This window comes from Pseudomonas sp. Pmew2 (assembly GCF_058129885.1).
Genome location: NZ_CM176702.1, coordinates 932,326 through 955,731, shown reverse-complemented (window position 1 = coordinate 955,731; position 23,406 = coordinate 932,326). Strand labels below are relative to the sequence as shown.

The window sequence follows — 23,406 nt, the reverse complement described above, 5'->3', positions numbered from 1 at the left end:
GCCGAATCAGACAGGCTTCGCCTGTGCATCCCGCGTGCCTTGCGCACGGCGTGTCAGTACCGAAAGGCCGACCGTCAGCACACCGCAAAGGCTGATAACCAACGCCATGGGTGTGGCCGTGCCGTCATGCAACAAGCCCACCAGGCTGGCGGCGATGGCGGCAACACTGAATTGCAGACAACCCAGCAGCGCCGAGGCACTGCCCGCACGCGCCCACTGGCCGCTCATGGCGCAGGCTGACGCATTGGGGATGATGCACCCAAGGCTTGCCACGCAAATGAACAATGGCACCAGCAGCGGCCAAAGCGCTTCGGTGCGCAGCAAGCTGATCGCCAGCAACACCAGCGCCGCGGTCAGATAGATCCAGACCGTTCGTGACAACAAAAATGCCGGCCCCGTCTTGCGCAGCAGACGCGCATTGATCTGCGCGACCAGAATGAAACCCGCCGCGTTCATCCCGAACAGCCAGCCGTAATGCTCGGCAGGTACCCCGTACAGCTTGATGAACACGAACGGCGACCCGGCGACGTAAGCGAACATTCCGGCCATGGCAATGCCGCCCGTCAGGGCATGGCCGATGAAGACGCGGTCCTGCAGCAGGTTGACGTACTGGCGAAATGCGCCACTCAACGGCTGACGAGGCGTGCTGGCGGGCATGCTTTCCGGCAGCCCCAGTGCAACCGCCGCCAGGCAGGCACCACTGAAAAGCGCCAGGCTGACAAAGATCGATTGCCAGCCAAAGGTGCTGACCAGTACTCCGCCAAGCATGGGTGCCAGAATCGGAGCCAGGCCCATGACCAGCATCAGTTGCGAAAAGACCTTGGCCGACTCGACGGCATTGCACTTGTCACTGACGATTGCCCGCGACAACACTATCCCGGCACAGCCGCCCAACGCCTGAACGAAGCGCGCACCAATCAGCCATTCAAGGCTTGGCGCAAAGGCGCAGGCTATCGAGGCGAGCATGAACATGGTAACGCCGAACAACAGCGGAATGCGCCGACCGAACCGGTCAGCCACCGGACCATAGGCCAGTTGTCCCAGGGAAAGCCCAAGAAAGTAAGCCGCGAGGGTCAACTGAATATGTTTATCGTCGGTCCCGAAATACGAGGCCATGGCAGGAAACCCAGGAAGATAGAAGTCGATGGCCAGAGGGCCGAAGGCACTCAATGAGCCAAGGATAAGGATTGTGCGTAGATTCATCGGGTGTCCATTAACGGGTCCAGGGCAACGGGTTAGTCTAACCGGCTTACCTTGCAGAGAACGAAGGACAGGGTAATTAATTCAAAACTTTTCAAAGTTTACAGACAGGGAGACCGCTCCGGTCTCCCTGACCCGCGTCATGCCGGCTGCGCCTGATAACCCTCTTCGCTGATCAACCTGACGATCTGCTCGGGTGACAGACTGCTTTGCACCTTCACCTGCTTGCTGGCCAGTTCAATCTGAACATCAGCGCCTGGGTCATCGTTCTTGATCGCTTGAGTCACCGCGCGAACACAGTGCCCGCAGGTCATGCCTTGAACATTGAATAACTGCATGGTGTCACTCCCTCATTGATGGATAGCGAGCATCTTCAACCTTGTCATCGTGGCAAGGTCAAGTTTCTGTTATCGCTGCCGGGCTGGTATTCGAGCTGATCGTGAGCCAAGCTGACTCATCAACGTTTACATCAGGAGTATCAGCGATGCGCTGGTCAGCAGTGAGCCTCTTCAGCATTCTCGGTTTCTTGGCTATCGCACCCGCCACTCAGGCCGATCAGGATTACGGCATCCTGATCATTTCCCGAGAGCGCCTGGAAGTCGCGACCTCCTGTGAGATCGGCATCTATGTGCAGGACCGTCTGGCCGGAAGGCTTTTTCAGGAGGACTCGGTGTCTTTCAACCTGCCTCCCGGTGAAGTGTCGATAAGACTGAGCACCCTGCGGGGCACCGTGGTGGGCTGCGAACCGGGAATGGAAGCGCCGCGCAGTACCAAGATCCAGCTACGCTCGGGCGATATCCTCAAATACCGTATCGCCGCGGACCTGAACGGCATGTACCTCAAGAAAGCCGACCTCAACTATTGATTCGCGCTTGACCTTGCCCATGTGGCAAGGTTGATCCTTGCAGGTATCCAGCCTCAGGGAGTGATTCACATGCAACAAACCACCACCTTCGACCTGCCGATCAGCGGCATGACCTGCGCCAGTTGTGCGGGTCGGGTCGAGCGTGCTCTGGCCAAAGTGCCGGGGGTCAACAGCGTGACAGTCAACCTCGCCAATGAGCGCGCCCATGTAGACACCGCAGCACAGACCGATCCGCAAACGCTGATCGATGCTGTCAGCCGTGCCGGTTACAGCGCGACGCTGGTTGAGGATCGCCACGCCGAAGCTGACCAGAAAGCACGCCACCTGCACAACGAACGATGGGCCCTGCTGTTGGCCATCGCGCTGGCACTGCCGTTGATCGCGCCAATGTTACTGACGCTGCTGGGCGTGCACTGGATGCTGCCCGCCTGGGCGCAATTCGCACTGGCGACACCGGTGCAATTCGTTCTGGGCGCGCGTTTTTATGTGGCTGCCTGGAAGGCCGTACGCGCGGGCGCAGGCAATATGGACCTGCTGGTCGCCATCGGCACCAGCGCGGGCTACGGCTTGAGCGTCTATCAATGGCTGAGTGCTGCACCCGGCACCACGCCGCATCTGTATTTCGAAGCATCGGCGGTGGTTATCGCGCTGGTGCTGTTGGGCAAATACCTGGAAAGCCGCGCCAAGCGTCAGACGGCCAGCGCCATTCGTGCCCTCGAGGCACTACGCCCGGAACGCGCGCTGCGCGTGGTCGACGGCCTCGAACAGGACGTCGCGATCAGCTCACTGCAGCTTGGCGATCAAGTGCTGGTCAAACCTGGCGAACGGTTTCCTGTGGACGGCGAAGTGGTCGAAGGCAGCAGCCATGCCGACGAAGCGCTGATTACCGGTGAAAGCCTGCCGGTGGCCAAGCAGGCGGGAGACAAGATCACGGGCGGGGCCATCAACGGCGAGGGCCAGTTGCTGGTGAGAACTACAGCGCTGGGCGCGGAAACCGTTCTGGCACGCATCATTCGGCTGGTCGAAGACGCTCAGGCGGGCAAGGCCCCGATCCAGAAACTGGTGGATAAAGTCAGCCAGGTGTTTGTACCCACTGTACTGGCCATTGCCTTTTTCACGCTGGCAGGCTGGCTGCTGGCTGGAGCCACGCTTGAAGTGGCGCTGATCAATGCGGTCGCTGTATTGGTGATTGCCTGCCCCTGCTCTCTGGGCCTTGCGACACCCACAGCGATCATGGCCGGAACCGGCGTGGCGGCGCGCTATGGCATTCTGATCAAGGATGCAGAGGCACTGGAGCGCGCCCACGCTGTGGATGCCGTGGTATTCGACAAGACCGGCACGCTGACCGTAGGCACGCCGCGCATCACCAACATGAGTGCGGTGTCGGGCAATGAAGAACACCTGTTGCAACTGGCGGGCGCACTGCAACGCGGCAGTGAACACCCGTTGGCCAGGGCGGTGCTCGATGTGTGTCATGAATGGCAACTCAAGCTCGATGCAGCCGAAAACAGCCATGCCCTCAGCGGCCGGGGCATAGCGGGCACCGTTCAGGGCCGGGAGCTGGCGCTGGGCAATCGACGCCTACTGGATGAACGCGGCCTGCCCATCGGCGAACTGGCCGAATCTGCGCGTATCTGGGAAGCCGAAGGGCGAACGCTGTCCTGGCTGATCGAGCAGGCCCCGGAGCCGAAGGTCATCGGCATGTTTGCCTTTGGTGACACACTCAAGCCCGGAACGGATCAGGCGATCAGGGCGCTGAACGCACGCGGCATTACCAGCCATCTGCTGACCGGCGATAACCGTGGCAGCGCTCAAGTAGTCGCCAAGGCCTTGGGGATACACGATGTACATGCCGAAGTGCTGCCTGCCGACAAGACGGCCACCGTCACCCAGCTGAAAAACCATCATGTGGTTGCCATGGTCGGTGACGGCATCAACGATGCACCGGCGCTGGCGGCTGCGGATGTGGGTATTGCGATGGGCGGCGGAACGGACGTCGCGATGCATGCAGCAGGCATCACCCTGATGCGCGGCGACCCGCGACTGGTTCCAGCGGCGCTGGACATCAGCCGACGGACCTACGCAAAGATCCGTCAGAACCTGTTCTGGGCATTCGTCTACAACCTGATTGGTATTCCCCTCGCGGCGCTGGGCTACCTCAACCCGGTACTGGCTGGCGCGGCCATGGCGCTGTCCAGTGTCAGCGTGGTGAGCAATGCGCTGCTGCTGAAAACCTGGAAACCACATTATCTGGAGGACACGCCATGAACATCGGTCAGGCGGCGAAAAGCAGTGGCTTGAGCGCGAAGATGATCCGCTACTACGAATCCATCGGTCTGCTGCAAGCGGCACATCGCAGCGACAGTGGCTATCGCCTGTACAGCGCCGACGATTTACACACGCTGGCGTTCATCAAACGTTCGAGAGACCTGGGGTTCTCGCTGGAGGAAGTCGGCAAACTGCTGACCCTCTGGCAAGACCGCCAACGCGCCAGCGCCGACGTCAAGGCGCTGGCCCGTCAGCACATCGTGCAGCTGAATCAGAAGATCGACGAACTGGCCAGCCTGCGCGATACGCTTCAGGAACTGGTAGAACACTGCCACGGCGACGACCGCCCGGACTGCCCGATCCTCAAGGACCTGGCGTCGGGAGGGGTTGCTAGCCACCACCTAAGTTAGAGCTAGTCCAACACGCCCGTGGGAGCGAGCTTGCTCGCGAAAGGGCCGGTGCAAACTCCGAAAACAGCGAGCCTGATCCATCGTCTTCGCGAGCAAGCTCGCTCCCACAAAAGCTTTACTGCATCCACGGCGGCGGTGGTTCTTCGGTGGATTTGCTCGGTGGCGCATCGTCTGCCGCACGAGCTGCCTGACGGCGAGCCTCGTCGAGACGGGCGGCTTCGATTTCGCGCAGTACGCCGCCCACATCGGCTTCGTCCTCCGGCTCGTCGAATTCACCGGTCAGCACCGTGGCGGGCGACAAAGTGCCTGCCTCGTAGTACGACCACATTTCCTTGGCGTATTTGGTCTTTCTGAGTTCCGGCGCGAAGCGGCCGAAGTACAGCGCCATGTTGCCAACGTCACGCTCCAGCATGCTGAACGCGTGGTTGTTGCCCGCGGCGTCGACTGCTTGCGGCAAGTCGATGATGACCGGGCCGGACGGTGCCAGCAGCACGTTGAACTCGGAAAGGTCACCGTGCACCAGACCGGAACACAGCATCAGCACGATCTGCTCGATCAGGAACGCGTGATACTCGCGTGCCTGATCCGGCTCCAGCACCACATCGTTCAGACGCGGCGCAGCGTCGCCATACTCGTCGGCCACCAGTTCCATGAGCAGTACGCCTTCCAGGAAGTCGTACGGCTTGGGCACCCGGACACCCGCGCTGGCCAGACGAAACAGTGCAGCCACTTCGGCGTTCTGCCAGGCGTCTTCGGTTTCCTTGCGCCCGAACTTCGAGCCCTTGGCCATGGCCCGGGCCTGGCGACTGTTGCGTACCTTGCGGCCTTCCTGATACTCGGCCGCCTGACGGAAACTGCGTTTGTTAGCCTCCTTGTAAACCTTGGCACACCGCAGCTCATTGCCACAGCGCACCACATAAACAGCTGCCTCTTTACCACTCATGAGCGGGCGCAGCACCTCGTCGACCAGACCGTCTTCGATCAGGGGTTCAATGCGTTTAGGAGTTTTCATCAGCTTTTATTGTGGGTCCTTTGTTGCCAGATACGCGATTGTTGCCGTTATACGGCAATCCTCCGCCAGCGAGTAGGGGTAGTGGCCTTGGGATTGAAAGGTTTTTTAAGCAAAAACCACGCAATCCCCTGGTTTAAAGCACCTTTCGTGCCGTTCAGGCGATAAAAGATATTCCGGGACAAAACGTGTAAAGCCCGAAAATTCTTCGTTAAATGCACTCGTTAGTGCGCAATACAACCTGGCGTTACTTGAACAAATCACCGGGCGTATAGCCGAACAAGCCCTTGAACGCAGCGATGAAAGCCGACGTCGAGTCATAACCACAGGCCAGCGCGGTATGGGTCACACTGGCGCCCTCTTCCAGTGCAGAAAGTGAAGACAGCAATCGTGCCCGCTGACGCCAGCCACGAAAGCTCAACCCGGTTTCCCGCTGAAACAGGCGCATCAGGGTTTTCTCGGATGTGCCGAGACGTGCCGCCCAGTCGTGCAGGGTAATCAACTGGCCAGGTTCTTCGATCAACTCGTTGCACAGGCTCAGCAAACGCGGGTGACGCGGCAACGGCAGCGAAAAACCGACTTCCGGCAGGTGCGCCAACTGGTCCAGCAATACCTGCACCAGCCGCGCCTCATGGCTGTCCTGCTCGGGATAGTCCACGGGCAACAGACAGAAGCTCTTGATCAGTTCGCGGGCCAGCGGCGTGACTTCCAGCACCCGGCAACGCTGTGGTGCCCAGCCGGAATCAGCCGTGCGAATGTACAGGCTGCGCATTTCGGCACGCATGGAGGTCACGACCTCGTGTTCAAGCCCGGCCGGCACCCAGACGCCCCACTGTGGCGGTGCAAAAAAACTGCCCTCGGCGGTGTGCACACCCAATACCCCGCTGATCGCGTAGGAAAACTGCACCCAGTCGTGACGATGGGGCGGCGTCCACGAACCGGCACTGAGGCTTTCAGCGCGGGCATACAGCGGCCGCGGCAGACCGGACAGTGCCGGTATCTGCCGCTCGCCAGTGGGATGTCGCTGATCGATCTGTCCGTTAGTCGGCATCTTATGGCCTTATGTCGCAAGACGGCTGTTATGCAACAGAGTAGCCTGCGCACATCCTTGTTTACAAAAGTTGTCCGGGTCCGTCATGCAATCACTCAAACATTTCAAGCGCGTCGCCACCGACTGGTTCCTCTGGGGCATGGTTTTGGCGACGGTGCTCGCCTACTTTTTCCCGCGTTTCGGTGCTACTGGCGGCAGCATGCACGCTGAATACGTCATCAACATCGGCGTGTTCGTGGTGTTCTTTCTGCACGGCGTGAACCTGTCCAGCGAGCAGATCAAACGAGGGCTGACCAACTGGCGGCTGCACGTGATGATTCAGGTCTTCACGTTTGTGGTGTTTCCGCTGATCTGGCTGGTGTGCGACAAACTGCTCGGCTCGCATGTACCTGCGCTGCTGATGCTGGGCTTTTTCTATCTGTGTGCCCTGCCCTCGACCATTTCGTCCTCGGTGGCGCTGACCGGCAGCGCAGGCGGCAATGTTCCGGCAGCGATTCTCAACGCCAGCATGTCCAGCGTCATCGGGATTTTCATCACGCCGTGGCTGGTGAGCCTGCTGGTCGGCACCGGTGCCGGGGGGATTGATCTGGGCGACACGCTGCTCAACCTGTGCGCGATGCTTCTACTGCCGCTGATACTGGGCCAGTTACTGCGGCCGCTGCTGGGCAAGTTCTTCGCGCGGCACAAGAAGTACACCAACCTGATCGACAAGCTGGTGATCCTCCTGCTGGTTTACGCTGCGTTCTGCAACTCGATGATTTCCGGCATGTGGCAGAGCCAGGGCAACAGTGTGATCCTGACGGCGTTCGTCGGCACCGCGCTGCTGCTGGCGGTGATCCTGTTGATGACCACGCGCACCGCACGGGCGCTCAAGTTCGATCATGCCGATAAGGTCGCGGCGGTGTTCTGCGCCACCAAGAAATCGCTTGCAGCAGGGGCGCCGATGGCAGCGCTGATCTTCGGCAGTAATCCGGGGCTGGGCCTGATCCTGTTGCCGATCATGATCTACCACCCGATGCAGTTGATCGTCTGTTCGATCATCGCCGAGAGCTACGCCAGTCGTCATCGCCAGCAGCTTTCGCAGGCCGCGCTGGAAGAAGCCCAGGCCGCATGACCGCCGTTACATCAGCGCGTCATCGCCCAGCGTGACGCGCGCGTAAAAGACGATTGCCACTGTCGGGATCAACGCTGAATAACCCGGCCTGAGCGCCGTGCCAAAGTGCGTCAGCAGGCGCTGCACCGGTGCCTGGCGAATTGCGCCCAGCAACCCTTTGATCGTGCCGGGAGCTTTCTCGGCCTGCGCGGGCTTGAAGAATGCAGCTACGGTCAAACGCTCGGCCAGTGCATCGACATGTGCGGCATACACCTCCCAGCTCATCGCGCTGACACTGGCGCGAGGCATTTGTACCAGCGGGTGATCGTTGCTGAACGCCTGCCGGAAAAACGTCCGCAGCAGCAGTTCCTCCACTTCAACCACCGTCGCACAGTTGTGCAGCGAATCGCTCAGGCCGTATTGCCGCGCCAGCATGCCCAGCACTCGCGTGTAGGGCACGCCTCGACGCCGGGCGGCATTGATCAGAAAGTGTCCGGCGACCAGCTGGAATTCGCGCACAAATGCGTAGGTGCGATCCGCTTCGGTGGCCTTGAGGCGTGTCCATCGACTGCTGCACAAATGCTTGATGGCCGCCTCCAGCACGTAGTCTGGGGAGCGGGCCAGAACGCTGTGCAGCCAGATGTCCTGCAAGACCGGGTCGCGGGTGACTGTCGGTAAAACGGCAACGCCGGTTTCCAGCCCTTCACAGCCGCTGAAGCGAGTTGCGATCAGCACTTCCTGCAAGCGTCTCCAGTAATGGTGATGGCGATAACCCGGCATCCGCACATTCTCGAAATGCTCGACCGGTGTGCGTCCCAGGCTCTTCTCGCCCAGATTCAACAACAGCACGTGGTCTTCGCTGGAGTAAGCGTTGATCAGTCGTCCGCTGATTTTCTGCTTCAACACTTCGGCCTCGGCCGCGTCAATGCGCACCGCAGCAGCCATCAGCAACACATCGCCCACCACCAGCCCGTGTTCGGGCGTCTGTTGCAGGTTCTTGAGCGCGCTGACCAGTAGTCGTCCGCCCAGTGAGTGGCCAATCAGGTTGACCTGTTTTACGTCCGGATGATGTTCGAACAGGTAACGGTCCAGTTGTGCCAGCAACACTTTGCCCATATCGCGAGCCCGGTTGCGGATACGCGCAAAATGAACGACGCGGTCTCCCGCCAGCGGATGCACTCGGGCGGCGGCCATCAACAGGCCACGGGAACGGTTGTCCATCTGGGTAAAATGGCTGGATGGCCAGAACGCCAGAATATTCACGCTTTGGCGCAAGGCACCAGGAATACTGTTGGCCAGCATGCGCCGGTCGTCCAGATCATGCCCTGACGAATAGCCGTGAATGAAGACGTTGGCGACCTCGCCCGATGTCCTGGGCAAGGTCAGAAACTTGAAGTGATTTTCCACGTTGTCCTGTCACACATGGGCGGGTTGCACGCTCAATTTCTGACGATGAAGCGCCTGGCGATCAGTATGATCAGCCGCAGGCAAAACATGATACCGGTCACAGCGATCACCCATTTGGCAACCAGCAGGAAATAACTTTCGATTTCATCGGAAACCAGCCCCACCAGCAAGCCCATCCCGCCGATCAGCAACCCAATCAGCGCCAGGCCGATATAGGGCCTCAGCCAGCGGGTCCGCGCGCCTTTGTCGAACAGATAGAACACCGTGCCGATCAGAATCAGAAGTACCGATACCCAAATGATGAACCCCATGCCTTACCTCAACGTTACAGGCCAATAATGCTGACTGTTCATCCCGCGCACGGGTGTGACGCGGAGCGTCACGAAATGCATTCCCACGCTGGAGCGTGAGGAACGAGAGGTGTCCAGAAGAACCTTATCGTGCCAATGCTCCGCGTCGGCATGCCGTTCATGACGCTCCGCGTCATATCTCTTCAGACGTACCGTCCTTTTCCGCTGTGGATTATGCCCATGCCCCCAGTATTTGCCTAACGCTCCAGAATCGCCGTAACACCCTGCCCGCCAGCTGCGCAGATCGAAATCAATCCACGCCCGCTGCCTGCTGCATCGAGCAGTTTGGCCAGGTTGGCGACTATCCGGCCTCCGGTTGCGGCAAACGGATGCCCGGCTGCCAGCGAGCTGCCCTTGACGTTCAGTTTGCTGCGGTCAATAGCCCCCAATGGCGCGTCCAGTCCCAGACGGATCTTGCAGTAATCAGCGTCCTCCCAGGCTTTGAGCGTGCACAGCACCTGTGCAGCGAAGGCTTCGTGAATTTCGTAGTAATCAAAATCCTGAAGGGTCAGGCCATTGCGCGCCAGCAGGCGTGGAACGGCGTAGGCCGGGGCCATCAGCAGCCCTTCTGCGCCGTTGACGAAATCCACCGCCGCGGCCTCGCCATCCCGCCAATAGGCCAGCACCGGCAGGCCGCGCTCGTGCGCCCACTCTTCACTGGCCAGCAACACCACCGACGCGCCGTCGGTCAGCGGCGTCGAGTTGCCGGCCGACAGCGTGCCCTTGGCACTTCGCTCGAATGCGGGCTTGAGGCCAGCCAGCTTTTCGAGGGTCAGGTCCGGGCGCAGGTTGTTGTCACGGATCAGCCCAAGGTACGGCGTTATCAAGTCATCCTGCCAGCCCTCAGCGTAGGCTGCGGCCATTTTCAGATGGCTCTCGAGCGCCAGTTGATCCTGCGCCCCGCGTTCTATGCCCCAGTTCTGCGCCATCAGCTCACAATGCTGGCCCATGGACAACCGCGTACGTGGCTCGCCGTTACGGGGCAGCTCCGGTTTGAGGTGATGCGGACGCAACTGCATCAGGGCCTTGATCTTGTCGCCCGGCGTCTTGCTGCGGTTAACCTGTAACAGAATCTTGCGCAGCCCTTCATTGACACCTATCGGCGCATCCGACGTGGTGTCCACGCCCCCGGCAATGCCGCACTCGATCTGCCCCAGCGCGATTTTGTTGGCCACCAGCAACGCGGCTTCCAGCCCCGTGCCGCAGGCTTGCTGAATGTCATACGCCGGGGTCTGCGCCGACAGTCGCGAGCCGAGCACGCATTCGCGGGTCAGGTTGAAGTCTCTGGAGTGCTTGAGCACCGCGCCTGTCACTACCTCGCCCATGCGCAACCCGTGCAGATTGAAGCGCTCGATCAGCCCCTCCAGAGCGGCAGTGAGCATGTCCTGATTGCTGGCAGTGGCGTAAGGACCATTGGAGCGGGCGAACGGAATGCGGTTACCGCCAACGATGGCGACCCGACGAGGATGCGTCATGGAAAACTCCCTTTCTTCAAGCGAATGGATGAGCCGTGTCGATCGCAAGAACAAACGTCATGCCACCGTGGTCCATTCCTTTGAACCCCGACTTCAGGAGAGTGTTCCATGCCGTCAGATCGCTATATTGATTTCGCCAATTCCGACATGGGTCGGCGCCTGGTGAATGCCGTCGGTCTGCCCGCCCCCACGCACCTGGAGCGCTGGCAGGCCGGCCGGCTTCGTCCTGTAGAAGGCACACTGCTGATCAGTGCCGGGCCGCTGGGTGATCAGGTCCGTCAGTTCGCCAGTCGTCTGACCGACTCGCTTTACAGTTTCGGCAGTGACATGCCTGGCGCCACCACCTGGGTGTCCAACCAGGGGCCTCGCCTGAAAGCGGTGGTGTTCGACGCCAGCCAGATCCTGCGCACCGAGCAGCTCAGGCAGTTGCGGGACTTCTTTCAGCCGCTGCTGCGCAATCTTGACCACTGCGCACATGTGGTCATCCTCGGCAAATCCCCCGAAACACTCGCTGATCCGCTGGCGGCCAGCACTCAACAGGCCATCGTAGGTTTCAGCCGCTCGCTGGCCAAGGAAGTGCGCAACGGCGCAACGGTCAAGCTGCTGCAAGTGGATGACGACGCGCAGGATCAACTGGAGGGCGCCTTGCGCTTCTTCCTGACGCCCAAGGCTGCGTTCATCTCCGGTCAGTTTGTCCACCTGAGTGCCTGTCCGGGCAAAGTGCAGGACTGGACTCGCCCGCTGGCCGGACGCAAGGCAGTGGTGACGGGCGCGGCGCGCGGTATCGGTGCGTCGATTGCCGAGACCCTGACCCGTGATGGCGCGCAGGTCATCCTGCTGGACGTGCCACAGACCAAAAACGAACTGGAAGCACTGGCCTCACGGCTCGGCGGCCAGGCACTGGCGCTGGACATCTGCGCGGCGGATGCTCCAGCCCAGTTGCTTGAGCACCTGCCGGACGGCGTCGACATACTGGTGCATAACGCTGGCATCACGCGTGACAAGACGCTGGTCAACATGCCGGAGGACTTCTGGGACTCGGTACTGGCGGTCAACCTCAACGCTCCGCAAGTGCTGACTCAGGTGCTTCTCGACGCCGGTGCGCTGAGGGATAACGCGCGGATTGTGCTCATGGCGTCGATCAGCGGCATTGCCGGTAATCGCGGGCAAACCAACTACACCACCAGTAAGGCCGGTCTGATCGGTTTTGCCAAGGCGATGGCTCCCGGGCTCAAGTCGCGCGGCATCAGCATCAATGCCGTCGCGCCAGGCTTCATCGAAACGAAAATGACCGCGCACATGCCGTTCACCCTGCGTGAGGCAGGACGGCGCATGAGTTCGCTCGGTCAGGGCGGTTCGCCACAGGATGTTGCTGAAGCTGTGGCGTGGTTCAGCCAGCCGGGCAGCGGCGCGGTGAGCGGTCAGGTTCTACGTGTATGTGGTCAAAACGTGATCGGGGCATAAGCCCCAGCATCGAATTCAAGGAGATGGATGATGACGGCTCACTGGCGCTACCTCAATTCTCTGCAGCCCCTGTCCAACCTGTTCATCCAGGCAGCGCTCAGGCGCAAGGTCACAGGGTCGCAGTTACCCGATCTGGGATTGCGAAGCTGGATCGCGGTCGATACCGACAAGCTTGATGCCTACCGCAAGGTCTGTGGATTCGAAGAAAGCAGCCTGCTGCCGCCGACGTATCCGCATGTGCTGGCCTTTCCGTTACAAATGCAGCTGATGACCTCTCAGGAATTCCCGTTTCCGTTGCTGGGGCTTATTCACCTTGCCAATCGCATTCGCACTCATCGCCCGCTCGGCGGCGTAAGCCAGCTGTATATCAGCGTTCAGGCCACCGACCTGCGCCCGCACGCCAAAGGCGCCACCTTCACCATGGTGACTCAGGCCGAGGACGGCATGGGCCTGCTTTGGGAAGAAGAAAGCACCATGCTGTGCACCGCCGTGCATCTGGAAGACGCGCCTGTAGAGCATCCCGAGCTTGCGCCGCTGCCTTTGATCGAGCTGGACAACTGGCGTGCGTCGGCACAAATCGGTCGTGACTACGCCAAAGTATCGGGCGACTACAACCCTATTCACCTCAGCGCACCCAGCGCCAAGCTGTTCGGCTTACCGCGCGCCATCGCCCACGGCATGTGGCTCAAGGCACGTACGCTCGCGGCCCTTGGCGAGCACTTGCCAGCCTCGAATGTCGAGATCAGCGTGCAGTTCCAGAAGCCGGTACGCCTGCCCGCCGACGTCACACTCTCGGCCAGCGCCGCTGGCTCTCATGGTCAGTTCCGTGTCGAAGGCCAGGAGGGCATCGTGCATATGATCGGTAGCTGGCAGCCTGCAACCGAGTGATGCATCCCTGATAAAACCCTCTGACGGGAGCACCGCTCCCTTCAATGGCTGAACAAACCGCAACGCCCACTTGCCTGGCGACCCGTTCCCCCTGAAGCTATGCACCTTCAGGAGAGCACGATGAACCTCGACGAGTTGACCCAACGCCTGCACCGCATCCGCGACCAGAATGACTGGAAGCAATTTCACAGCCCGAAAAATCTGGCCATGGCTGCCAGCGTGGAAATGGCCGAGCTGGTGGAGATATTCCAGTGGCTGCGTGAAGACCAGTCCCGCGAGCTGCCTGCCGACCAACTGGAACATGCCGGTCAGGAAGTCGGCGATATCGTTCTTTATCTGTTGTTGCTGTGCAGCGAGCTGGGGCTGGACATGGAAACCGTGGTGCGCAACAAGCTGGCAGACAGCGAGCGGAGATTTGCCAAGTGAGTGATCGGCATTTCGACCAGCTGGCGACCCGCTTTGCAGAAAAGATCTACGGCGGTGCCAAGGGAGCCATTCGTCTGGCGGTGCTGCAGGCCGATTTGACCGAGACGCTGCCCGCACGACCGCTTCGCGTGCTGGATATCGGCGCGGGGCTGGGCCACATGTCACTGTGGCTGGCCGAACAAGGACATGAAGTGACCCTGGCCGAGCCCGCCGAACCCATGCTCGAAGGCGCACGTCAGCGCTTTGTCGAGGCCGGACAGACGGCGTCCTTCATTAAGGCTCCTTGGCAGGCGCTGCCCGGTTTACTGAGCGACACTTACGATCTGGTGCTGTGCCACGCCGTGCTGGAATGGCTGGCCGAGCCGCACGCCATCCTTCCAGTACTGCGCCGCTTGACCCGCGACGATGGCTGGCTGTCACTGGCTTTTTACAACCGTGATGCGCTGATCTATCGCAACTTGTTGAAAGGTCATTTCCGCAAGATGCGCAAAAATGACATGGCCGGGGAAAAGCAGAGCCTGACGCCACAACAACCGCTCGACCCTCGGGAACTGGCGACGCAACTTGAAGGCCTGTGGCAAGTCGAAACCCGTAGCGGGGTGCGGGTATTTCACGATTACATGCCGGTTGAATTCCAGGCTCGGGCCGAGCTGACGGATCTGCTGGAAATGGAACTGGCGCATCGGCGTCATCCAGCCTTTGCCGGGCTGGGTCGATATCTTCACTGGATGTGCCGTCCGGTCTGACATCACTGCGGAGCCCACCATGAAACACCGTTCTGCCTTGTTTGCCGTGCTGCTGGGGACCAGTCTGTTCGGGATCAGCGCCTGCCAGAGCGACAACCCGTATGTCGCCAGCTCTCTGCCCATGCCGCCCGCTCCTGCGCAGGCGGCAAGGACGCTGGACATGAGCGCCTACCCTGCGCCGCCGCGGGACTATGGGCGTTATCGGTCCTGGGGCTGGCTAAACGGCCAGCTGCCGCCCGGTACGGCGTGGGTGGATTCGGCGCAGGTGGTCGAAGCCGTGAGCAACGGTCTGGACCAGCGTGGTTTGCGACCGGCTCGCGGCAATCAGCCGGCAGACTTGTACGTCACTGCCACGACCCGCCAGGAAACCCGGCTGCGTCAGGTGCGTGAAGATTACGATCCCTACTATGGGGGCGGCATGGGCTATGGCCGCTACGATGGCTACCGGCCCGGTTACGGCGGCTACGCCAGCGTGCCGGTGGTACGCACCTATCAGGAAAAGGTCATGGTGGTGCAGATCAACCTGATCGACGCGCGCAGCAACCAGCCGGTATGGAGCGCCAGCGCCGATGCGCGCGCCAGCAATAATCTGGCCGACCGCAGCAGTGCGTTGCGCCAGGCCGTGCAACAGGCTCTGGCGGCCTACCCGCCTTCTTAACCCTTTCGGAGAACTGCCATGTTTCGCCGTATCGTTCTGCTGACCTGTGCCGTGCTGCTGACGGCCTGTCAGAGCAACTCGATCAATCGCGACTTCGATGCCCAGCGGGATTTCGGCGGCTATCGCAGCTGGAGCTGGAAGGAGCCCGCCGTTCAGTATCAGCCTGACAATGATCCGCGGCTCAAGAGCGACCTGACCGAGCAGCGTCTTCGCCAATCGATCGGCGAACAGCTGGACCAGCGCGGTCTGCGCATGGCAACAGCCGGTGCCCGGCCGGATTTGAAAGTGCAGGCCTGGCTGATTGTCGAAAACCGTCAGCAGACGGTCAGCACCAACTATGGCGGGGGCTGGAATCCCTGGGGTGGTTATGGCTACTGGAACGGGCCGATGAACACCGAAACCCGCAGCGTGGACTACAAGGTCGGCACCTTGCAGATTGATATGTTCGACGGTAAGGACGGCAAACTGGTCTGGCGCGGCAGCACCGAGCGCATCCTTAACGACAACGCTGGCAACCCGGCTGAACGGGAGCAGGCCATCCGCACCACGGTGGCAAAAATTCTGGAGCAATATCCGCCGCGCTAACCTCGCCTGACGTGTTGCGCAATGAGCAGCGCGATCGAGGCTCAGGCCTGCAGATCGCCCTGCATTTCATCGAGTAGCTCCTGAATCGCGTCGAGGCGTTCTTCGGGGTCGTCGATTTCCAGAAGCTCCACCTTGTCCTTTTCGGTGAACGGCAGCAGATAGGCAAGCTGGTTGGACAATGAATACTGCCCACCGGCCGACACGCCCATGTTCAAGGACGCCACCATCGGGTGCTCGGCCAGCGCTTCCAGCAGTGCAACGAGGTCGGCGTCTTCTTCCTGCAACGGACGCTCCACTGGCTCTTGCAGCCATTCAACCTCGGCCATCAGCAGTTGATCGCGCTGAACTTCAGCGGCGACCACCCGGAAGCGCCGCCCACCGACGACACGGATGCCCAGCAAGCCGTTGTCCTGCTGCTGGAAATCCGTGACCAGTGCTTCGCAGCCAATCGGCGAGTAGCCGCCCGGCACGGTGCCCACCTCACTTCCTTCGGTGATGCACACCACACCAAACCCTTCACCCTGCTTCATGCAGCGGCCGATCATGTCCAGATAGCGCGCTTCAAACAACTGCAGATCAAGCACGCAACCTGGAAACAGCACAGCGTTCAACGGAAACAATGGCAACGTCATGGAAAAGCCTCCTTTAAATGGCCAGCGACATTGCCAGCGGCAGGAACAGTGCCGTCGCAACGCCCATCAGACTCATTGCCAACGCAGCAAAAGCCCCCGATTCCTCTCCCTCCTGCAATGCCACGGAAGTCCCCACCGCATGAGCGGTAAGACCCAGTGCCATGCCGCGAGCCGCAGGGTTATCAACCCCGGCCAGCGACAGCAGACCGGGGCCGAAAATGGCACCGAATACGCCAGTAATCAACACAAAAACCGCCGCCAGGGCTGCGACGCCGCCGATCTGCTCGGCAACCAGCATGGCGATGGGCGAGGTGACCGACTTGGGTGCCATGGTCATCAGAATCATATGGTCGGCACCGAACAGCACCCCGAACCCGACACACAACCCGGTGGCAAAAACCCCGCCGACTACCAGCGTAGTCAAGACAGGCCAGAACAGCTGCCGGATTCGGCGCATATTCAGGTAAAGCGGCACCGCCAGCGCCACGGTCGCAGGCCCCAGCAGCGTGCTGAGAATTTCAGTGCTCTTGCGGTACTCGGTGTATTCAAGATCGCAGAACAGCACAACACTGATTACCACCACCATCGAGACCAGCACCGGCTGCAGAAACAGCCAACGGGTTCGCTCGTACACAGCCATCGCCAGTTGATAGGCACCCAGGGTGATCGCGATGCCAAAAAGCGGATGGTGAATCACCGACAGCCATGCACCGTGCCAGTCCATATTCATGACCCCTCCTGGCGTCGGGCCTGGCGCCTGATGAGTGTCTGCATCAGCCAGCCGACAAAGGTCACGGAAATCATCAACGACAGGGTCAGCGTACCGAAGATCGCCCAGAAGTCCTTGGCGATGGCCGACGCATACACCATAACGCCAACGGCAGGCGGTACCAGCAGCAGCGGCAGATAACGCAGCAGACTGCTGGCGGCCATGCTGATCGGCTCGCTCACTTCACCGCGCAGCACCAGATAGGCCATCAACAGCACAAGACCGATGATCGGCCCCGGCAATATCGATAGAAACAGATGGTTCAGCGCGGTTCCCAACAATTGGAACAGCACCAGCCATGTCAAACCCCGTAACAACATGAGGACCCCGGCAAATAAACGAATCCAGCAAATTATCGGCGTCATTATAAACACGCTGCGTTGCAGGTCATGAGCGGGTATTCGTATTGAGGCAGTTGCTTGACCAACCGGCAACACTCTGCTGATCTTGTGATTCGCCCGCAGGCGTTAGCTGATGCGGGCGGTGGCACCTCGACACAAAACCACATCAGACAAGGAGAGCGGCATGCCTTCTGTACCCGTCACAGAGCTCAAGCATTACATTGGCAAGGATGCAGAATGTTCAGACTGGCTGACCATCGACCAGGAGCGCATCAACCTGTTCGCCGAAGCCACAGGGGATTTCCAGTTCATTCATGTCGACCCGGTCAAAGCGGCGCAGACCCCGTTCGGCGCGACTATTGCGCATGGTTTCCTGTCGTTATCACTGATCCCCAAGCTGATGGAGGGCATCATGGTGCTGCCCGAAGGCTTGAAGATGGCGGTCAACTACGGGATGGACAGCGTGCGCTTCGTTCAGCCTGTGCTGGTCAACTCTCGCGTGCGTCTCAAGGTCCAGTTGACTGAAGTGACCGAGAAAAAACCCGGTCAATGGCTGCTCAAGGCAATCGCCACGCTGGAGATCGAAGGTCAGGAAAAACCCGCTTTTGTGGCCGAACCTTTAACCCTGTGTTTCGTGTAACACGTTTAAAACATGAAACAGTCGTAACAGACTGTTTCATCCCGCTTACTCGCTGCGGCATACTCCCCTGCGGTCGTGCCCCATAACATCTGCTCAAGCAGAGCCGGGCCCGCCCCTGAATCATTCTTCCGGGATCTCACATGCGCGCGCTCGCTCCATTGGCTTTGACACTCTTGATCGCAGGCTGCGGTGATGGCGAATCAATTTTGCCGCCCGACGGCCGCCTCTCCGACGGCGGGCGCTATCGCGGCGATCTGGTCAACGGCGTATTGCAGGGCCAGGGCCGTATCGACTACCCCAACGGCAGCTGGTACTCAGGCCAGTTCGAAAACGGCCTGCGCCAAGGCCAGGGTGAATGGCACGCCAGCAACGGCGACGTCTACAAGGGTGGTTTCGAGCAAGGCCTGTTCAACGGTCAGGGCAGATTAACGACTCGCAATGGCGCGAGTTATGTCGGTAACTTCAAGCTCGGGCTGCGCGACGGCGAAGGCACTCAGAAAGACAAGGGCGTGCTTTATCGCGGTCAGTTCAAGGCAGGCCTGTACGACGGCCCCGGACGTCTGGAGCTTGAAGACGGCAGCCAGCACCAGGGCATGTTCGCCAATGGCAAGGCCAACGGCGAAGGTTCGCGCAGTGACGCCAGTGGCAATCAATACAGCGGTAATTTTGTCGACGGTCAATTGCAGGGCACCGGCAGCTTCACCAGCGCTGATGGCGATCAATACGTCGGCAACTTTCGCAACAGCCAGCTCGACGGCAAAGGTCGCTATGAAAATAGCGACGGCGACGTCTGGAGCGGTGATTTCAAGGAAGGCGCGCTGACCGGCAAAGGCGAATTGATCGGTGCTGACGGCAGCCGTTATCAAGGCGACTTCGACAACTGGCGCTTCATGGGGCAAGGCCAGCTGCAACTGGCCGACGGCAGCCGCTATGTCGGCCAGTTCGCCGATGACACCTATCAGGGCGATGGCGTGCTGATCTCCCCGGACGGCAAGGAGCAGCGCGGTATCTGGGCCAATGGCCAACGGGTGCGCGACGCCAAAGGCAAACTGCTGCCCGACGCACTTGAAGCAGGGCTGCTGGTACAAGGCACCCTGCTGGAAAAAGCGCTGGCCGCAGTCCCTGCGTCAACGCCCGCCACCGAGCTTTACACTCTGGTCGTGGGCGGCGACGGCAAGCAGAGCGTGTTCATGCGCGAGGCAGACTATGTCAGCAACCTGCTGAAGTCGCGTTTTGGAGCCGTCGGGCAGGTCAGTCTGGTCAATCATCGCGACCACATGGATGACCGGCCAATGGCAACCCGCGAGACCATCTCCCGCGCAGCCCAGACACTCGCGCAACGTACCGGCCCGGAAGACCTGATCTTCATTTACCTGACCAGCCACGGCACCCAGGACCATGAGCTGGTGCTGGACCAGCCGCGTCTGTCGCTGGCCGACCTGCCCGCCGATGCCCTCGCCGCGGCCCTTGCGCCACTAAAGAATCGTGACAAGATCGTGGTGATTTCGGCCTGTTATTCCGGTGGTTTCATTCCAGACCTGAAAGATGAACGCACGTTGATCATGACCGCCTCACGCGCCGACCGGGTGTCGTTCGGCTGCTCGGAAGAGGCTGATTTCACTTACTTTGGCGATGCACTATTCGCCAGGGCACTGGTCGAAACCGATGACCTGCAACACGCTTTCAACGAAGCAAAAGCCTATGTTGCCCAACGAGAGAGCGAAGACAATTTCGACGCCTCCGAACCGCAGATATGGGCACCGAAAGGAGTTCTGGCGCGCTGGCAGCAGTTGCGCAAAAGCCAGGCCGAACGCGCTTTGAATACGGCGTTGAACCGCACGGAAGCGAAGACCTCGACTAGCCACTAGGCTATCAGTGTATGAAGGGAGAACAGTTATGTATCTGACGCCGCAACACATCCTGCTTGCAGGGGCCACCGGCCTGACGGGCGAGCACTTGCTTGACCGCCTGCTCAACGAACCGACAGTCAGCCGCGTGCTGGCACCAACGCGCAGGCCCTTGGCAGAACACCCGCACCTTGAAAACCCGGTCGGCGAGCTGACCACTCTGCTGCCAACATTGGCTGGCCGTGTGGATATCGCGTTCTGCTGCCTGGGCACCACGATCAAGCAAGCGGGCTCACAGGATGCGTTCAAGGCGGTTGATCTGGACCTGGTCACAGCGTTCGCCAAACGAGCGCGTGAGCTGGGCGCGCGCCACTTGCTGGTAATCAGTGCGATTGGTGCAGACCCCAAGTCCAGCACCTTCTACAACCGTATCAAAGGCGAGACGGAACAGGCATTGCGCGCGCAGGACTGGCCGCAACTGACCATCGCCCGCCCTTCATTGCTGGTAGGCAGCCGCACCGAAACCCGCTGGGTCGAGCAACTGGCAGCCCCCATCGCCAAACTGATCCCCGGTAAGTATGGCGCTATCGAAGCCTGCCAGCTGGCCCGCGCCATGTGGCGCCTGGCGCTGGAAGAACAGAATGGCGAGCGTATCGTCGAGTCGGATGAACTGCGCAAGCTGGGCAAGTAGATGACGGTCGCTGCGGCCGGACGATGATCGTTTCCTAGCCCATCGCATGATCGTTCCCATGCTCCGCGTGGGAATGCAATTCGTGACGCTCTGCGTCACCCAAGGGAGCATTACCTGATAGCGCAGGTGTTGCACCGGTAACCCTAAAGCCCGCCCGTAGCCTGAACCCCTAGTCCCGCTGCCGTCAGCAATGACAGCGGCAGCAACAAGGTGTCGAGCAGCGCGCTGCCCGGCAGGTCCAGGCCCGGATAGCTCGGTGCTTCGGCACCGAAACGGTCAGCCGCACAGCAACCACCCTGCAGCGCATACATATTCAACCGCGTGCCTGCATACACCACCGGCGCGCCGGGTTTGGCCGCATCGAGCGTGCGCGCGGTGGCGCAGCCGGTCAGTGCCAGCGCAAGTGATATCAATATCAGCTTATTCATCGCCGCCAATGTGGTGCTCGCCCCAACGCGGCAGCATGTCCTGAGGAATATTCAGCAGATTGAGAATCCGCGCGACGACAAAGTCCACCAGGTCGTCGATGGTCTGCGGCTGATGATAAAAGCCCGGAGATGCGGGCAGAATCACCGCACCCATGTTCGACAGCTTGAGCATGTTCTCCAGATGAATACTGGAAAACGGAGCCTCGCGGGGCACCAGAATCAACTGGCGACGCTCCTTGAGCGTGACGTCGGCAGCGCGTTCGATCAAATTGTTGCAGGCCCCGGTAGCAATTGCCGACAGCGAACCGGTGGAGCATGGCACCACCACCATTGCGCTGGGCGAACCAGAACCTGACGCCACTGGCGACATCCAGTCGTCACGACCATAAACGCGAATCTGCCCGGCAGACGCGCCGGTGTATTCCGTCAGAAACGCCTGCATCATCATCGGTTTGGGTGGCAGGCGTACGTCGGTCTCGGTGGCCATTACCAACTGCGCGGCCTTGGAAATCAGGAAGTGCACCTCCCGGTCCTCACGCACCAGACAATCCAGCAAGCGCAGGCCATATTGCGCGCCAGAAGCGCCGGTCATCGCAACCGTAACGCGCTCCGGACCGCTCATTTCAGCGCCTCGGCCAGTTTGCCGTGCAGGCCGCCAAAGCCGCCGTTGCTCATGATGACGATATGCGTGCCGGGCCGCGCCTGGCTATGGACTCGCGCGATGATTGCTTCAAGCGAATCACATACCGTCGAGGGTACGCTGCCTCCTGCGACCGTAGCCGCCAGGTCCCAGCCAAGATTGGGCGGGGCATACCAGACCACCTGATCTGCCTGACTCACGCTTTCCGGCAGACCATCGCGGTGCGCGCCAAGCTTCATGGAATTGGAACGCGGTTCGATGACGGCAATGATCGGCGCATCACCGATTTTCTTGCGCAGGCCATCCAGCGTGGTGGCAATGGCCGTCGGGTGGTGAGCGAAGTCATCATAAATAGTGATGCCGCGCACTTCGGCGACCTTTTCCATGCGCCGCTTGACGCTCTTGAAGGCGCTGAGTGCCTGCACGCCCAGCGAAGGCACAACGCCCACGTGGCGAGCAGCCGCCAGCGTTGCCAGGGCATTGGCCACGTTGTGCTGACCGGTCATGTCCCACTCGACGCAACCTTGAAGCTGGCCTTCGAACAACACTTCAAAACGCGAACCGTCTTCACTCAACAGTCGAGCCTGCCACTGACCGCCTTCGCCAGTGGTTTGCACCGGCGTCCAGCATCCCATTTCGATGACCCGCGACAACGCAGGCTCGGTGGTCGGATGGATCACCAGGCCTTCACTCGGAATGGTACGCACCAGATGGTGAAACTGGCGTTCGATAGCGGGCAGATCCGGGAAGATGTCGGCATGATCGAACTCAAGGTTATTGAGGATCGCAGTGCGCGGGCGGTAATGAACGAACTTGGAGCGCTTGTCGAAAAACGCACTGTCGTATTCATCGGCCTCGACTACGAAGAACGGTGTGTCACCCAGACGCGCCGACACGGCGAAGTTCTGCGGGATGCCACCGATCAGGAAGCCGGGGCTCATGCCGGCATGTTCCAGCACCCAGGCCAGCATGCTGCTGGTGGTGGTCTTGCCGTGCGTACCGGCCACCGCCAATACCCAGCGGTCTTGCAGCACATGGTCGGCCAGCCATTGCGGGCCGGACACATACGGCAAACCTTTATTCAGGACATATTCAACCGCCGGGTTGCCACGCGACAGCGCATTGCCGATCACAACCAGATCAGGTGCGGGGTCCAGTTGCGCAGAATCGTAACCCTGGGTCAGCTCGATGCCCTGGGCTTGCAGTTGGGTGCTCATCGGCGGATAGACGTTGGCGTCGGAGCCGGTGACCCGGTGCCCCGACTCTTTGGCGAGCACCGCCAGAGAACCCATGAACGTGCCGCAGATACCAAGGATATGAATATGCATGACCAACCTCTCAGAACATCTGCGCAGGTTAACGTAGGGACGGTGAAATGGCACCCTGAGTTTGTCCGCTGCATTGCCTGCACAGGCCATTTCAATGACCGGCAGATAAGCCTAAAGTCCTAACCACGGCCGGATGCAATTGGCCTATTCTTGAACGCTTATTGCCATATGCCCGAAAGCAGAATCGACACAGAC

Annotated in this window: 26 protein-coding genes; 13 read left to right on the top strand and 13 right to left on the bottom strand. The window is 60.4% G+C overall.

Translation table 11 applies throughout. The annotated features are described in order from the left end of the window. Positions 1–6 precede the first annotated feature (6 nt). Entirely contained in the window at positions 7–1,203 is a 1,197-nt protein-coding gene (locus AC4ANK_RS04290; RefSeq protein ID WP_002555528.1) for a multidrug effflux MFS transporter, read from the bottom strand. 137 nt (positions 1,204–1,340) lie between these two features. Beyond that, on the bottom strand, positions 1,341–1,538 hold the full coding sequence (locus tag AC4ANK_RS04285; RefSeq protein ID WP_002555529.1) for a heavy-metal-associated domain-containing protein: 198 nt from the start codon (positions 1,536–1,538) through the stop codon (positions 1,341–1,343). A 146-nt stretch (positions 1,539–1,684) separates the two neighbouring features. Between AC4ANK_RS04285 and AC4ANK_RS04280 the strand changes: the two genes are divergently transcribed. From AC4ANK_RS04280 to cueR, 3 genes are all read left to right on the top strand, one after another. After that, positions 1,685–2,065: a hypothetical protein gene (locus AC4ANK_RS04280; protein WP_002555530.1), complete on the top strand. Its 381-nt coding sequence runs from the start codon at positions 1,685–1,687 to the stop codon at positions 2,063–2,065. 69 nt (positions 2,066–2,134) lie between these two features. Beyond that, on the top strand, positions 2,135–4,333 hold the full coding sequence (locus tag AC4ANK_RS04275; RefSeq protein ID WP_002555531.1) for a heavy metal translocating P-type ATPase: 2,199 nt from the start codon (positions 2,135–2,137) through the stop codon (positions 4,331–4,333). After that, positions 4,330–4,743 carry a Cu(I)-responsive transcriptional regulator gene (cueR, locus tag AC4ANK_RS04270; RefSeq protein ID WP_002555532.1) on the top strand — a complete coding sequence of 138 codons (414 nt, stop codon included), beginning with the start codon at positions 4,330–4,332 and terminating at the stop codon, positions 4,741–4,743. Before AC4ANK_RS04275 ends, cueR begins: the two co-directional genes overlap by 4 nt. A 115-nt stretch (positions 4,744–4,858) precedes the next feature. On the opposite strand, the gene AC4ANK_RS04265 is transcribed toward cueR, so the two are convergent. Together AC4ANK_RS04265 and AC4ANK_RS04260 are read right to left on the bottom strand one after the other, a co-directional pair. Next, positions 4,859–5,755 (bottom strand): PA4780 family RIO1-like protein kinase, encoded by an 897-nt coding sequence (locus AC4ANK_RS04265; RefSeq protein ID WP_002555533.1) that lies wholly within the window; start codon positions 5,753–5,755, stop codon positions 4,859–4,861. Between the two features lie 244 nt (positions 5,756–5,999). Then, positions 6,000–6,803, bottom strand: a complete 804-nt coding sequence (locus tag AC4ANK_RS04260) for an AraC family transcriptional regulator (RefSeq protein ID WP_002555534.1) — start codon at positions 6,801–6,803, stop codon at positions 6,000–6,002. An 85-nt stretch (positions 6,804–6,888) separates the two neighbouring features. Between AC4ANK_RS04260 and AC4ANK_RS04255 the strand changes: the two genes are divergently transcribed. Then, the gene (locus tag AC4ANK_RS04255; RefSeq protein WP_002555535.1) at positions 6,889–7,917 is read left to right on the top strand and encodes a bile acid:sodium symporter family protein; all 1,029 of its coding nucleotides are present in this window, start codon (positions 6,889–6,891) and stop codon (positions 7,915–7,917) included. Positions 7,918–7,923: 6 nt separating this feature from the next. On the opposite strand, the gene AC4ANK_RS04250 is transcribed toward AC4ANK_RS04255, so the two are convergent. From AC4ANK_RS04250 to AC4ANK_RS04240, 3 genes are all read right to left on the bottom strand, one after another. After that, a complete protein-coding gene (locus AC4ANK_RS04250; RefSeq protein ID WP_460384266.1) occupies positions 7,924–9,303 on the bottom strand; it encodes a DUF726 domain-containing protein in 1,380 nt (459 codons plus the stop codon). Positions 9,304–9,335: 32 nt separating this feature from the next. Continuing rightward, positions 9,336–9,614 (bottom strand): hypothetical protein, encoded by a 279-nt coding sequence (locus tag AC4ANK_RS04245; protein WP_002555537.1) that lies wholly within the window; start codon positions 9,612–9,614, stop codon positions 9,336–9,338. Positions 9,615–9,850: 236 nt separating this feature from the next. Beyond that, complete coding sequence (locus AC4ANK_RS04240; RefSeq protein WP_031595955.1) at positions 9,851–11,128, bottom strand: acetyl-CoA C-acetyltransferase; 1,278 nt, start codon at positions 11,126–11,128, stop codon at positions 9,851–9,853. Positions 11,129–11,236: 108 nt separating this feature from the next. Here AC4ANK_RS04240 and AC4ANK_RS04235 point away from each other — a divergent pair, with 108 nt between their 5' ends. The 6 genes from AC4ANK_RS04235 (at position 11,237) to AC4ANK_RS04210 (ending at position 15,895) form a co-directional block, all read left to right on the top strand. After that, a complete protein-coding gene (locus AC4ANK_RS04235) occupies positions 11,237–12,592 on the top strand; it encodes a 3-oxoacyl-ACP reductase (RefSeq protein ID WP_002555539.1) in 1,356 nt (451 codons plus the stop codon). 30 nt (positions 12,593–12,622) lie between these two features. Further along, entirely contained in the window at positions 12,623–13,480 is an 858-nt protein-coding gene (locus AC4ANK_RS04230) for a MaoC family dehydratase (RefSeq protein WP_002555540.1), read from the top strand. Between the two features lie 120 nt (positions 13,481–13,600). Next, positions 13,601–13,906, top strand: a complete 306-nt coding sequence (locus tag AC4ANK_RS04225; RefSeq protein WP_002555541.1) for a MazG-like family protein — start codon at positions 13,601–13,603, stop codon at positions 13,904–13,906. Next, the gene (locus tag AC4ANK_RS04220) at positions 13,903–14,652 is read left to right on the top strand and encodes a methyltransferase domain-containing protein (RefSeq protein WP_002555542.1); all 750 of its coding nucleotides are present in this window, start codon (positions 13,903–13,905) and stop codon (positions 14,650–14,652) included. The genes AC4ANK_RS04225 and AC4ANK_RS04220 overlap by 4 nt, the downstream gene beginning before the upstream one ends. Before the next feature lie 19 nt (positions 14,653–14,671). Continuing rightward, on the top strand, positions 14,672–15,310 hold the full coding sequence (locus AC4ANK_RS04215; protein ID WP_002555543.1) for a DUF4136 domain-containing protein: 639 nt from the start codon (positions 14,672–14,674) through the stop codon (positions 15,308–15,310). 18 nt (positions 15,311–15,328) lie between these two features. Next, positions 15,329–15,895: a DUF4136 domain-containing protein gene (locus AC4ANK_RS04210; protein WP_002555544.1), complete on the top strand. Its 567-nt coding sequence runs from the start codon at positions 15,329–15,331 to the stop codon at positions 15,893–15,895. Between the two features lie 41 nt (positions 15,896–15,936). On the opposite strand, the gene AC4ANK_RS04205 is transcribed toward AC4ANK_RS04210, so the two are convergent. Genes AC4ANK_RS04205 through AC4ANK_RS04195 form a run of 3 tightly spaced genes read right to left on the bottom strand, consistent with a single transcriptional unit; the run spans position 15,937 to position 17,616 of the window. Then, complete coding sequence (locus tag AC4ANK_RS04205; RefSeq protein WP_002555545.1) at positions 15,937–16,527, bottom strand: LON peptidase substrate-binding domain-containing protein; 591 nt, start codon at positions 16,525–16,527, stop codon at positions 15,937–15,939. 13 nt (positions 16,528–16,540) lie between these two features. Then, on the bottom strand, positions 16,541–17,257 hold the full coding sequence (locus AC4ANK_RS04200; RefSeq protein WP_002555546.1) for an LrgB family protein: 717 nt from the start codon (positions 17,255–17,257) through the stop codon (positions 16,541–16,543). Continuing rightward, complete coding sequence (locus AC4ANK_RS04195; RefSeq protein ID WP_002555547.1) at positions 17,254–17,616, bottom strand: CidA/LrgA family protein; 363 nt, start codon at positions 17,614–17,616, stop codon at positions 17,254–17,256. The genes AC4ANK_RS04200 and AC4ANK_RS04195 overlap by 4 nt, the downstream gene beginning before the upstream one ends. 205 nt (positions 17,617–17,821) lie before the next feature. Between AC4ANK_RS04195 and AC4ANK_RS04190 the strand changes: the two genes are divergently transcribed. The 3 genes from AC4ANK_RS04190 (at position 17,822) to AC4ANK_RS04180 (ending at position 20,815) form a co-directional block, all read left to right on the top strand. Beyond that, a complete protein-coding gene (locus tag AC4ANK_RS04190; protein WP_002555548.1) occupies positions 17,822–18,277 on the top strand; it encodes a MaoC family dehydratase in 456 nt (151 codons plus the stop codon). A gap of 140 nt (positions 18,278–18,417) precedes the next feature. Next, positions 18,418–20,145: a C13 family peptidase gene (locus AC4ANK_RS04185; RefSeq protein WP_002555549.1), complete on the top strand. Its 1,728-nt coding sequence runs from the start codon at positions 18,418–18,420 to the stop codon at positions 20,143–20,145. Positions 20,146–20,173: 28 nt separating this feature from the next. After that, positions 20,174–20,815, top strand: a complete 642-nt coding sequence (locus AC4ANK_RS04180; protein ID WP_031595959.1) for an oxidoreductase — start codon at positions 20,174–20,176, stop codon at positions 20,813–20,815. A 143-nt stretch (positions 20,816–20,958) separates the two neighbouring features. Here the strand turns inward: AC4ANK_RS04180 and AC4ANK_RS04175 are convergent, their stop codons facing one another. From AC4ANK_RS04175 to mpl, 3 genes are read right to left on the bottom strand one after another with little or no spacing between them, the layout of a single operon-like run. Continuing rightward, positions 20,959–21,243, bottom strand: coding sequence for a YceK/YidQ family lipoprotein (locus tag AC4ANK_RS04175; RefSeq protein ID WP_002555551.1), 285 nt, complete (start codon positions 21,241–21,243; stop codon positions 20,959–20,961). Then, positions 21,236–21,865, bottom strand: a complete 630-nt coding sequence (gene ubiX / locus AC4ANK_RS04170; protein ID WP_002555552.1) for a flavin prenyltransferase UbiX — start codon at positions 21,863–21,865, stop codon at positions 21,236–21,238. Before ubiX ends, AC4ANK_RS04175 begins: the two co-directional genes overlap by 8 nt. Beyond that, entirely contained in the window at positions 21,862–23,211 is a 1,350-nt protein-coding gene (mpl, locus tag AC4ANK_RS04165) for a UDP-N-acetylmuramate:L-alanyl-gamma-D-glutamyl-meso-diaminopimelate ligase (protein ID WP_002555553.1), read from the bottom strand. The genes ubiX and mpl overlap by 4 nt, the downstream gene beginning before the upstream one ends. Positions 23,212–23,406 lie beyond the last annotated feature (195 nt).

Excerpts from the sequence above, each read along its gene's own strand:
- AC4ANK_RS04290 (WP_002555528.1), bottom strand. The coding sequence starts at position 1,203 with ATGAATCTACGCACAATCCTTATCCTTGGCTCATTGAGTGCCTTCGGC.
- AC4ANK_RS04285 (WP_002555529.1), bottom strand. The coding sequence starts at position 1,538 with ATGCAGTTATTCAATGTTCAAGGCATGACCTGCGGGCACTGTGTTCGC.
- AC4ANK_RS04280 (WP_002555530.1), top strand. The coding sequence starts at position 1,685 with ATGCGCTGGTCAGCAGTGAGCCTCTTCAGCATTCTCGGTTTCTTGGCT.
- AC4ANK_RS04275 (WP_002555531.1), top strand. The coding sequence starts at position 2,135 with ATGCAACAAACCACCACCTTCGACCTGCCGATCAGCGGCATGACCTGC.
- cueR (WP_002555532.1), top strand. The coding sequence starts at position 4,330 with ATGAACATCGGTCAGGCGGCGAAAAGCAGTGGCTTGAGCGCGAAGATG.
- AC4ANK_RS04265 (WP_002555533.1), bottom strand. The coding sequence starts at position 5,755 with ATGAAAACTCCTAAACGCATTGAACCCCTGATCGAAGACGGTCTGGTC.
- AC4ANK_RS04260 (WP_002555534.1), bottom strand. The coding sequence starts at position 6,803 with ATGCCGACTAACGGACAGATCGATCAGCGACATCCCACTGGCGAGCGG.
- AC4ANK_RS04255 (WP_002555535.1), top strand. The coding sequence starts at position 6,889 with ATGCAATCACTCAAACATTTCAAGCGCGTCGCCACCGACTGGTTCCTC.
- AC4ANK_RS04245 (WP_002555537.1), bottom strand. The coding sequence starts at position 9,614 with ATGGGGTTCATCATTTGGGTATCGGTACTTCTGATTCTGATCGGCACG.
- AC4ANK_RS04240 (WP_031595955.1), bottom strand. The coding sequence starts at position 11,128 with ATGACGCATCCTCGTCGGGTCGCCATCGTTGGCGGTAACCGCATTCCG.
- AC4ANK_RS04235 (WP_002555539.1), top strand. The coding sequence starts at position 11,237 with ATGCCGTCAGATCGCTATATTGATTTCGCCAATTCCGACATGGGTCGG.
- AC4ANK_RS04230 (WP_002555540.1), top strand. The coding sequence starts at position 12,623 with ATGACGGCTCACTGGCGCTACCTCAATTCTCTGCAGCCCCTGTCCAAC.
- AC4ANK_RS04225 (WP_002555541.1), top strand. The coding sequence starts at position 13,601 with ATGAACCTCGACGAGTTGACCCAACGCCTGCACCGCATCCGCGACCAG.
- AC4ANK_RS04215 (WP_002555543.1), top strand. The coding sequence starts at position 14,672 with ATGAAACACCGTTCTGCCTTGTTTGCCGTGCTGCTGGGGACCAGTCTG.
- AC4ANK_RS04210 (WP_002555544.1), top strand. The coding sequence starts at position 15,329 with ATGTTTCGCCGTATCGTTCTGCTGACCTGTGCCGTGCTGCTGACGGCC.
- AC4ANK_RS04205 (WP_002555545.1), bottom strand. The coding sequence starts at position 16,527 with ATGACGTTGCCATTGTTTCCGTTGAACGCTGTGCTGTTTCCAGGTTGC.
- AC4ANK_RS04200 (WP_002555546.1), bottom strand. The coding sequence starts at position 17,257 with ATGAATATGGACTGGCACGGTGCATGGCTGTCGGTGATTCACCATCCG.
- AC4ANK_RS04195 (WP_002555547.1), bottom strand. The coding sequence starts at position 17,616 with ATGTTGTTACGGGGTTTGACATGGCTGGTGCTGTTCCAATTGTTGGGA.
- AC4ANK_RS04190 (WP_002555548.1), top strand. The coding sequence starts at position 17,822 with ATGCCTTCTGTACCCGTCACAGAGCTCAAGCATTACATTGGCAAGGAT.
- AC4ANK_RS04185 (WP_002555549.1), top strand. The coding sequence starts at position 18,418 with ATGCGCGCGCTCGCTCCATTGGCTTTGACACTCTTGATCGCAGGCTGC.
- AC4ANK_RS04180 (WP_031595959.1), top strand. The coding sequence starts at position 20,174 with ATGTATCTGACGCCGCAACACATCCTGCTTGCAGGGGCCACCGGCCTG.
- AC4ANK_RS04175 (WP_002555551.1), bottom strand. The coding sequence starts at position 21,243 with ATGAATAAGCTGATATTGATATCACTTGCGCTGGCACTGACCGGCTGC.
- ubiX (WP_002555552.1), bottom strand. The coding sequence starts at position 21,865 with ATGAGCGGTCCGGAGCGCGTTACGGTTGCGATGACCGGCGCTTCTGGC.
- mpl (WP_002555553.1), bottom strand. The coding sequence starts at position 23,211 with ATGCATATTCATATCCTTGGTATCTGCGGCACGTTCATGGGTTCTCTG.